7 protein-coding genes and 1 pseudogene are annotated in these 8977 nt (G+C 63.3%); 5 read left to right on the forward strand and 3 right to left on the reverse strand.

The features are described 5' to 3' along the window. Nucleotides 1-1759 precede the first annotated feature (1759 nt). Entirely contained in the window at nucleotides 1760-2377 is a 618-nt protein-coding gene (locus E3N86_RS17305) for a hypothetical protein (RefSeq protein WP_241980899.1), read from the reverse strand. A gap of 164 nt (nucleotides 2378-2541) precedes the next feature. Between E3N86_RS17305 and E3N86_RS05560 the strand changes: the two genes are divergently transcribed. The 4 genes from E3N86_RS05560 to E3N86_RS05575 all read left to right on the forward strand — a co-directional run bounded on the left by E3N86_RS05560 (nucleotide 2542) and on the right by E3N86_RS05575 (nucleotide 6197). Then, nucleotides 2542-3180 (forward strand): GNAT family N-acetyltransferase, encoded by a 639-nt coding sequence (locus E3N86_RS05560; RefSeq protein ID WP_241985958.1) that lies wholly within the window; start codon nucleotides 2542-2544, stop codon nucleotides 3178-3180. A 329-nt stretch (nucleotides 3181-3509) separates the two neighbouring features. Continuing rightward, nucleotides 3510-4055, forward strand: coding sequence for a transcriptional regulator (locus E3N86_RS05565; protein WP_134374914.1), 546 nt, complete (start codon nucleotides 3510-3512; stop codon nucleotides 4053-4055). A 20-nt stretch (nucleotides 4056-4075) separates the two neighbouring features. Continuing rightward, the gene (locus tag E3N86_RS05570) at nucleotides 4076-5269 is read left to right on the forward strand and encodes an MFS transporter (RefSeq protein ID WP_166785027.1); all 1194 of its coding nucleotides are present in this window, start codon (nucleotides 4076-4078) and stop codon (nucleotides 5267-5269) included. 379 nt (nucleotides 5270-5648) lie between these two features. Then, nucleotides 5649-6197, forward strand: coding sequence for a suppressor of fused domain protein (locus tag E3N86_RS05575; RefSeq protein WP_166785028.1), 549 nt, complete (start codon nucleotides 5649-5651; stop codon nucleotides 6195-6197). Nucleotides 6198-6421: 224 nt separating this feature from the next. On the opposite strand, the gene E3N86_RS05580 is transcribed toward E3N86_RS05575, so the two are convergent. Continuing rightward, nucleotides 6422-6889, reverse strand: a complete 468-nt coding sequence (locus E3N86_RS05580) for a hypothetical protein (RefSeq protein ID WP_134374920.1) — start codon at nucleotides 6887-6889, stop codon at nucleotides 6422-6424. Nucleotides 6890-7378: 489 nt separating this feature from the next. Between E3N86_RS05580 and E3N86_RS05585 the strand changes: the two genes are divergently transcribed. Continuing rightward, a complete protein-coding gene (locus tag E3N86_RS05585; RefSeq protein ID WP_134374922.1) occupies nucleotides 7379-8020 on the forward strand; it encodes a hypothetical protein in 642 nt (213 codons plus the stop codon). Between the two features lie 64 nt (nucleotides 8021-8084). Here E3N86_RS05585 and E3N86_RS05590 read toward each other — a convergent pair. Next, a pseudogene (locus tag E3N86_RS05590) lies at nucleotides 8085-8861 on the reverse strand (DMT family transporter); the annotation flags it as partial. Nucleotides 8862-8977: the final 116 nt, after the last annotated feature.

The following is an 8977-nucleotide window of genomic DNA, read 5'->3' on the forward strand; positions in this document are numbered from 1 at the left end:
ACGAGGACTCAGCCGAGACGACAACCTCGCGAGCCAATTTCGGGACTGGCTCCACGAGCAAAAAGCCGTCCAAAATATCAATTGACAACTATAGGAGCATCACGTAGGGACCAGCCGACGCGACCGGGCCGACCACCGTGTGCACTGGGCGGGCTATCAAGGACGGTAATGAGTATCAGCTGACGGTGAACAGCGAGGATCCCCAGGGGAATCCGCGGGTGGCATTGGACGTGCGCCCGTCCTGATTCCTCTTTGGTCTGGGCCGACGCGCCTCCAGGAGTATCGGCTCCGGCTTCGCCCAGCCTTCCCTCGCGGGTCCCGGACGCGATCATCAGCCGCTACCCCACCTCGGGCAAAACGAATGCCGGGAAACGTCCGGCTTGCGAACCCCGCTCGGGGAATGGCCTGAGGCCGGTCTCAGACTCCGTTGCGGACGCTCTTCGCTGATCTGCGCGGAGTGCATCACTCTCAGTCAGAATAGCGGGGACGAAGTGAGTTGTTCCAGCGCTCTGGGCCGTGGCGCTAGGCCGAACGAGTAACCGGGGAATCCACCCCACGCGACGGAGAGCCGGAGGTACTCCACAACGGTGATGCTCGGTCGTCCCGCAACACCAAGAAGCACTGGATCCGCGTGAGTGTCGGGCAACCAGATGTCATGTGTTGCGCCACTGATGTTCGCCTTGTGCAGTTCATCAGGAGCGAATTCGAACGATGAGGTCGACAGCTCTAGCAAGTCATGGCCTCTCTCGTCCCACTCGGACTCGAGCTGATCAACGCACGGCAGCCATAGCGGATCGGGGTAGTCAGAGCCAGGCGGCATCGTGCTCACTCGCGCGGGTGGGGGTTGGTGATAGTAGAGACCAATTGCAGGGCAATCACCCAACAGAGAAACGGCTCCAATCTCTCCCATACTTGCCTTGAGCGCTGCGGGGAGCGGCCCCAACAAAAGTTCCAGTTTCGCGACCCGTTCGCTCACGTCGCACGGTGGCGGGGTGACAACGGGAATACCCGAGGACGCTGGTTCGAATCCGAGAGCGAGGAGAACCTCCACGATGCGTCCGATTTGTATTCCCGCCCGCTTCATGGTCGAACGTGCTACGTCTTCCACCTCGGTCTGACGCGCGTGCGGGACTGGTCCCAGCTGCCTTATCTCAGCCCAAACCTCAGCCCACTCGCCAGACTCATATCTTGTAGCCAGAGACGTCATGTGCACAGGTTACGCAGAAATGCCGCGCCGTCGAGGGCGCGGGGTGACGTCCGTCCAGGGATCATCTAGCGTGCGTCGGAGCGCCATCTAGGCTCGCGATAGTTGGAGTCTCACTTGCTCGTGCGGCCGGGGCCCTGGCCGGCGTAGGCCGAGCGCAATCAGGATGATGCCGACGATAGCGATGATGAGCCCGATGGAAAGCCACATGCGGCTACCTGTCATGAAACTTCCCGGGATCAGATTTATGCCCTGCCCGGCCCACACTCCACCAAGGATCAGAGCGATCACGCCGCCGGTGATCAGGGCGATTCGCCCATTACGACTAGTCACGTCTCCCAACGTACCCTCGACCGACTCACCCATCGCCCGGTAGAGGTTCCCTTGTGACACGAGAGCGCCATGTCCGGCGCCACTCGTTGGCGGCGCCAGAATTCGTATCGATAGGGGTCCGGCTTGCGGGCATCAGAGCGCGTGGATGATCACGGCCGACGCAGAGTTCGTACCGAAGACAGCTACACCTCATGGGTGCGTTGTTTCCTTCCCTCCGCCCGGTCAGTGCAGCGGCGATGTCGAACCGCTGATGGAGATGGTGTTGCCCTCGCGCTCGCCCCTGAATCGGTACTCGCCCCAGCGGATCGTTTGCGACTGCTCGTGCTCGACCGCGGCCCAATCCCACCCGGTAATAGCATGGGAGTCGGCGCCGCATTGGGGCGGGTAGGACTCCATGATCGTCGTGCAGAACACCGGTCCGTCTCCGTCATCGATCACCATGCCGGCGAACGATTCCTCGGCGGGGCCGCTCAACGCGATCAGCAGCGCGAGGATCGCGAGCGCGAGGGCGACCGGTGTCATCGCATACCGCTCCGGTTTGGACCGGGAGATCGCATTCATCACCACCCCGAGGGTGAGGTATCCAAAGACCACCCAGATCCCCACTTGCGAGAACGCGTTGGGAAACACGTCAGCGACACCCGCCCGGTCGAGGGCGATCAGGGCGATGAAACCGTAGATCAGGATGGAGACGCCGGAGGCGATCCGATACCCGAGCGGCAGCACGCCGGGATGCTGCCCGCCCCACGCGAATCGTCCCCACGGCGCGCCGAAGGCGAGGGAAAGCTGGAAGAGAACCAGCAGGCCAATCAGAGTGACGAAGGCGATGGCGGCGATCACGGATGCAAGCATACGGGGCGCGCAGGTAAACCCACCCTTGCCGGCAGGGAGCACCTCTGCCGCGCTGTGCTTGGTTGCGCTACCAATATGCCCGCAACTGACCAACCGCAGGGACCGCGGCAGAGCCGAGACCGATCAGCTAACTTATGCCAACTTACTAGTGCGTGGCGAGAAGAGGGCACCCGCTCTATGGCGGTGCGATTGAGCACTACGCCGACGCGATCATCGTCCGGCTTGCGGGCAAGGATGACTTGAGTCGCGTGTGGGAGCATTCTCTAATGCCTGCTACTACTCGACTCATATCCGTCAACGATGTGGAGCGCCTTGCCGACCTTCAGCTAACAGGCCGGCTCTTCTTCGCTCCATGGGACCCAGTCCGCGCGGACTCCTACTTCACGTTGGCAGGTCAGCAGGCGGAAGTTGAAAACGCGCTCGCTCGGCACAGCCGAGGCGAGGCCTTGCCACACGTGATTCTCGACGAGGATTCGCAGGTTGTAGGTCGGATCACGTTCAGCGGGATCACCTACGGAGCTTTTCAGTCCTGCAACATGGGGTACTGGGTCGCACAGGAGAGCAACGGACGTGGCTATGCCACCGACGCAGTTCGAGCAATGACCGCGCTGGCATTCAAAGAATTGAGCCTGCACAGGATTCAGGCCGAGACGCTGATCCCCAACGCGCGCTCCCAACGAGTCCTCGAACGTGTGGGCTTCGTGGGCTATGGAACGGCACCCGAATACCTGAAAATAGCGGGTCGGTGGCAAGACCACCTCATGTATCAGCTGCTCACCGATTCCCGTTAAACGGGCAATTTCGCCCACGCCGTTCCATCGCATCCGCTACCGTCGCGCACCCGGCGCACAGGTCCTGGCAATCCACAGTCAGAGGCCATGGCGCACCCGGACCCAAGCGCATGCGATGCCGCCCGTAGCAACGTCACCGACTGTCGGGGAGTCTCCGCAGACACAAGCCTGACGTCCCCAGGACGGAGCCCAACGAGCCTTCGTTGGGCTCCGGCTATCGGACAATCGAGCCCAGGCAGATGGCCTGATTCAGCAAGGCCTATCTCCCGAATGAGAAACCGCAAAAGAACGATTTGGGGGTCGGGTCCGGTTCGGAATATCGTGTGAGCATGCCGGATGCCACCACACCCAACAATCTCGATGGCCTGCGGGTCGTGGCCCACCCGCTGCGCCTGCGCTTGCTTTCGATTCTGACGGCGGAGGCTCTCAGCGCTACTGAGGCAGCACGAATTCTGGGTGAGAGCCAGGCGAACATGAGCTACCACCTACGTCGTTTGGCTCAGGCCGGACTCGTGCAGCTTGTCGAGGAGATGAGCATCCGCGGCGGGACCGCCAAACGCTACCGGCACGACCCAGCCAGCGGCGAAGTGCTCGGCTCGGGACATGCCGACGAGCACCAGGCTCTGATGAGCTCTCTCGCGGCAGAACTGATTGCCCGCAGCGCGCGCTACGTGTCGGAATCCGAATTCGTGTTCACCGAGGCCGAGGTCACGGTCTCCCCCGAGGCATGGAATCGCATCCGCGAGATGTCCCGCGAGGTCGGAAGACTAATCCACGATGAGGCGATGCCCTCTGCCACGCCAGAGGGCATCCGGATCAGTGCAACTCTTGCCCTGTTCGAAGTCTCGAACCATGACACGGCCCCGCGCACATGACTGGCGGCTACCTAGAGGTAATGCGTACAGCCGGCGCACTCAGGGTCTTTGTTCCCGCGCTTGTCGGACGCCTCTCGTTTGCCATGGTGACCCTGGTGCTGCTCTTCGCTGTGCAGCGGAGCACCGACTCGTTCGCTGTCGCTGGCGCGGCCACCGGGGCGTTCGGACTCGCGAACGTGATCGCATCCCCCTACCGCGCACGGTTCGTCGACCGACGCGGGCAGCGGTTCGCACTCAACTCACTAGCCATCGCCTTCGCCGCCGGCCTCAGTGGTATGGCTGCGCTGACAGCCCAGTCCGAGCCGCCAGCAGGGGTGCTGGTTGGCCTCGCGGCCGTGGTGGGGTTGTTTCCGCCACCGCTCGGCGCCTCGATGCGTGTGCTCTGGGGTTCCATTACAGAGCCGGGAGCTGTGCAAACCAAGGCGTTCAGCGTCGACGCGGTTTGTGAGGAATTACTCTTCACGACGGGACCGTTGATCGCGGCTGCGGTCGTGGGTGCGGCATCGCCGCCGGTTGGACTGCTCACGACAGCCCTGGTGGCACTTCTCGGAACGCTCGGCATGACAAGCAGCCCGCTCTCGCTAGGGCACGGCGCCGTCACCACTGCCCCGCGCAACAGTTCACAGCCGCTACGACAGAGCGGGTTCGTCGCAATCCTGATCGCGCTTCTCGGCGTGGGAGTCGTGCTCGGAACCGTGGAGGTGGTCGCACCCGCAGTCGCCGACAGCCAAGGATCGGTGGGCCTGGCCGGGATCCTGCTCGCCGCTTTCGCCGCCGGAAGCGCAGTCGGAGGTCTGCTCTACGGCCAGCGGACGTGGAGAAACTCGCTCGTGAAGCGACTACTCATCTCGAGCACTCTCATGACCGTGCTGTGCGCACTTCTAGCGGCTCTTGGGTCTGTCGCGGTTCTCGGGTTCGGGCTCGTCGTGGTGGGCTTCTTCCTGGCCCCTTCGCTCGTCACCGGCTACTTACTCGCCGACGACATCACCGCCGTCGAAGTACGCACCGAGGCATCCAGTTGGATCAACACCGCAGTCAACGCTGGTGCCGCCGTTGCCGCCGTCATGGTGGGGTTAGCCATGGACGCCGTAGAGTCCCGTCTTGGATTCATCATCGGCGGCGGAATGGCCCTCATCCTCGTGATGGTCGCCTCCGTGCCGCTGCTCAGAAACTCCAAAGCCGCGGCCGTCGCGGATCAATTGCAATCGGCGTAGATGAAACGAGAACCCCAGCACCGCGATGGCGAGTGCCCGTGGGACGTTCCCTTAGATCCTTGCTGAGCATCCGGTCTCACACACCGTTTGCTCGAACTCCGAGTGGTCTCGTCGATGCGAAATTCTGTTCGGCGTGAGCCAACTGGATCGAAGTGGTCACAGACGGTGACGCCAATTGAGGATATGGTACGTCCACGTTTGGCCGCAGCCGGTCGAGTTGCCTAAGTAGGCTCCGTCCGGGAATCTTCTTGGACCACAACCGCACGGTGTTGCGGCGGACACCAAGAAGACGAACCGCGCCTCGCCTCGCCGCGCCGCGCACGAACCTCGCGGAATTCTGAGAGCCATGTTCACAGCCAGACAGATCACGCGTCACACCATGACCGCTTTCGGCGTTGCGCCTTCTGTCGAGCCCAAGATCTTGCTCTCTCCGGGAGGGGAGGAAGGCCTGCCGTCGCTCAACCTGATCGAATGCGATAACATCCCCCAGTGCGGCGTGACCTCCTACGCCACTATCGGAATGAGTCAGTACACGAACCTCTCAACCGGTGGTGGGAAAAACCTCGGGGTAGAACTCCTGGCTGCGGCTGGAAGCAATTGGAAAGTGATCCAAAGCGGTTTGATCGGAAGCGCACTCAATATCGCCTCCGGCAAGCATTCAATTTGGCCAGACACGATCTTCCCTGACGTGATGTCGGGATTTGATCAAGCCGTTTCAGTGCCACACGCACTGTTTGTATTGCCTTTTCTCTGGAACGACATTGAGGACCTGGAGTCGGACGACCTGGTCATCACGTGGCTCATGATGGTCCCAGTTTCCGATCAAGAATTTCTGTTTGCCGAGCTGAATGGGGTCCAGGCCTTGAACGCCCGGCTCCTCGAGGCCCAGCCAGATGTCTTTAACCTGATGCGACCCTCGGTGATCTGAGTCCAGAGGCCATTGCTGCGCTTGCACAGCACGATTTGCCGAAGGTTCATTAAGGTGGCGGCGGCCCGTGCCAGGCGCTGCGTCTGACAGCTTCTAGGAGGTTCCGCCGGTGGCGTCGTAGAAGCGACCTCACCGGCGTTCCGGTAGAGGGTTCGACGACAGGGCCTACGAGCTGCACCAGCTCCGCACCGAAGTCGCCACCCTCCGGGACAAGGTGGACGCCCTCACCCCTGAGGTTGAGTGAGGTAGGGGCGGTTCGGACGCACTTCCAGTGACACCTGCTGGGGCTCCTGCGGACGGTCGCTCACCCAGACCTGGTAGTGGTTCTCACTGCGGACACCGTACAAGGTGCAAACCCCCGTTTCGGAGAACGCAGTCGGCGGCCGCTGGCAGGTGCCCTCCACCGAGAATCTGAGGCCCGCGCCCGTCGCCATGCGCTCCAAGTCGTGGACGCTAACGGGGGTGTCCGTCACCCACCGCCGGGAGATGCTCGGGCACGGGTTCGTGCTCATACACAGGAACTGTTCGCGGCGAACCGTGTCGTTCACCTGCTCCCAGTCGGCGGGGACAGCCAGCTGCGTGGCCTGCGCCTCGAGGGCTTCGGTGACCCGGTTTTCCAGGGGGAACACGACGAGAAGCGCGGCGACACCCAAGGCCATCAGCCCGGCCGCGACGGCACCCAGAACCTTCACACCATCCCCCAATGCGCTCGGCCCCGCCGTGCCTGCAGTGTAGCGCGCAGGATGCGCCGTTGTCACTGCTTCGCTGGCCCACGCTCCCGGGCGGGAGGCACAGCCGACGCGGCCGTGCACGGCTCACCCCGCAGGTAGGAGCAGGGCAGCACCGCCCGCTGACCCTCCCCCTTGCGGGCGGGGAGCCGCGGTACCGTCGATGACATGATTACTACCGCTTGATTTCGCCTTCGGCGTTGACGCCGAGCTGATGTGGGCCATCCCCCACGCAACAACATCCTGCCGACTTGTGGTTTGATCAACAACGTGCGCCATTCCGTTTCGAACCGACACCGTCCGAGCCCCGTCGCATGGTTGTCCTTCGCGGTGTGCGGCACGCTCACTGGTTGCGCGGGAGCGGCAGTCCCGGGGTCGGACGCGGTGTCACAAGTGTCGGCGCGCAAGGCAGTCGCTGACGTCTCTCGGGGTCTCTACCGTGAGGGGACGGACGTGATCGATGACTATGCCCGCTGGGCTGACACCGACACCGAGAACTCGACCGTAGTCGAGTTGATCGGCTACGAACCATATCCCGGCGCGATCCACGGCGAACCATTTGGAGCGCTGCAGTTTCGTGCGACGATACAGCCCACCCCGAACGAAGGGCCGCACGTCGCTTGCTTTGAGTCGCAGTTCGATTTCTGGGGGGTCGCAACCGAGGAGCCCGGCGAATGGAGCGACGACACAGCGGTCGCCCACGACATCGCTTGCCCGCCGGACGCAAAGCGCATCCCCCCTCCGGTCGACACCCGCTTGGTTAACGTTGTTCCCGACGGAGCGGAGGCTCTCGTCGTCGAGGTGCTGACAAACGCGCCGTCCGCGGCATCCGCTGACGACATAGTCGCCGAGATCGTCAAGCGGATGCCGCAGCCGACCGGTGAGCGTGAGGTCGCGTTCGATCCCGAGGCGACGGTAGTCGACGGCGACATCGGCTTCGCGATGGGCGATGGGGACGACTGCCTGCTCGTGAAACGAGACGTCGACGGCGTGCAGGTGTTGCAGGTGCCCAAGATTCTGCTTCAGCCCGGAGAGCTCGGGTGCGCAGCCGGCACGGCGCTCCAACCGGGCGAGCAGCTACGGTCCCCCCACTGACCCAGAATCTGGGCGCTCGGCAATCGGCCCGATTGGCCGCGGATCCGTCGCGCAGGGGTTCCCTTTACGGGAGGTTGGTGCTGGGCATCGCCTCGACTGGTGATGATTGAACCGCACGGTCCTCGGCGGAGCGTGTGAGTCTGACGCGACCCCGGCGGGTTCGAACGGCGATGCCGGCGCAGAGGATGACCGCGATGCCGCCAATGATGGTCTGCCAGGTGAGCTCTTCGCGGAGGATGAGTGCGGCCCAGAGGATGCTGAGGACAGGTTGGGTGAGTTGCACCTGGCTGACCTGGGCCATGGGCCCGGTAGCGAGTCCGCGATACCAGGCGAAGAATCCCAGGAACATGCTCACCACTCCAAGGTACGCAAACGCCGCCCATTGGCTAAGCGTGCCGGTAGGAGGCTGGTCGACGATAGCCATTGTCATCAGGGCGACCATGAGGGGTGCGGCCAGAATGAGAGCCCACGATACGGTTTGCCAGGATCCGATCTCGCGCGCGAGCAGGCCTCCTTCGGCGTAGCCGATGGCGGCGGCCGCGACGGCACCGAACAGGAGCAGGTCGGACCATTGCAAGCGGATGCCTCCGCCGCCCTGCAGTGATGCGAAAGCCACAGCCACCAGCGCCCCTAGTGCAGCCGTGATCCAGAACGGCAGTAGTGGTCGCTCTCTTCCCCGGATTACAGCCATGACGGCCGTCGCTGCCGGGAGGAACGCAATGACCACGGCACCGTGGCTGGCCGACGCCGTAGTGAGGGCGAATGAGGTGAGGAGGGGGAACCCGACGACGACGCCGCCCGCGACGACGGCAAGGCGAAGCCACTGGTTGCCGCGAGGAAGGGGTTCGTCTTACGAGCTGCTCCGGATGTTCCCTCCTGGCCAAGCAATCGACGGCGTATTTACCCGAACGACCTCGCGGTCGTAGGCTCGCTCTTAGTAGGGCACTCAGGTGTCCG

It is taken from the genome of Cryobacterium sp. Hz7, assembly GCF_004402815.1.
Taxonomy (GTDB): domain Bacteria; phylum Actinomycetota; class Actinomycetes; order Actinomycetales; family Microbacteriaceae; genus Cryobacterium; species Cryobacterium sandaracinum.

Bases quoted from the DNA above. Each gene is read 5' to 3' on its own strand.
- E3N86_RS05565 (WP_134374914.1), top strand. From the start codon at position 3,510: ATGCCGGATGCCACCACACCCAACAATCTCGATGGCCTGCGGGTCGTG.
- E3N86_RS05575 (WP_166785028.1), top strand. From the start codon at position 5,649: ATGACCGCTTTCGGCGTTGCGCCTTCTGTCGAGCCCAAGATCTTGCTC.
- E3N86_RS05570 (WP_166785027.1), top strand. From the start codon at position 4,076: ATGCGTACAGCCGGCGCACTCAGGGTCTTTGTTCCCGCGCTTGTCGGA.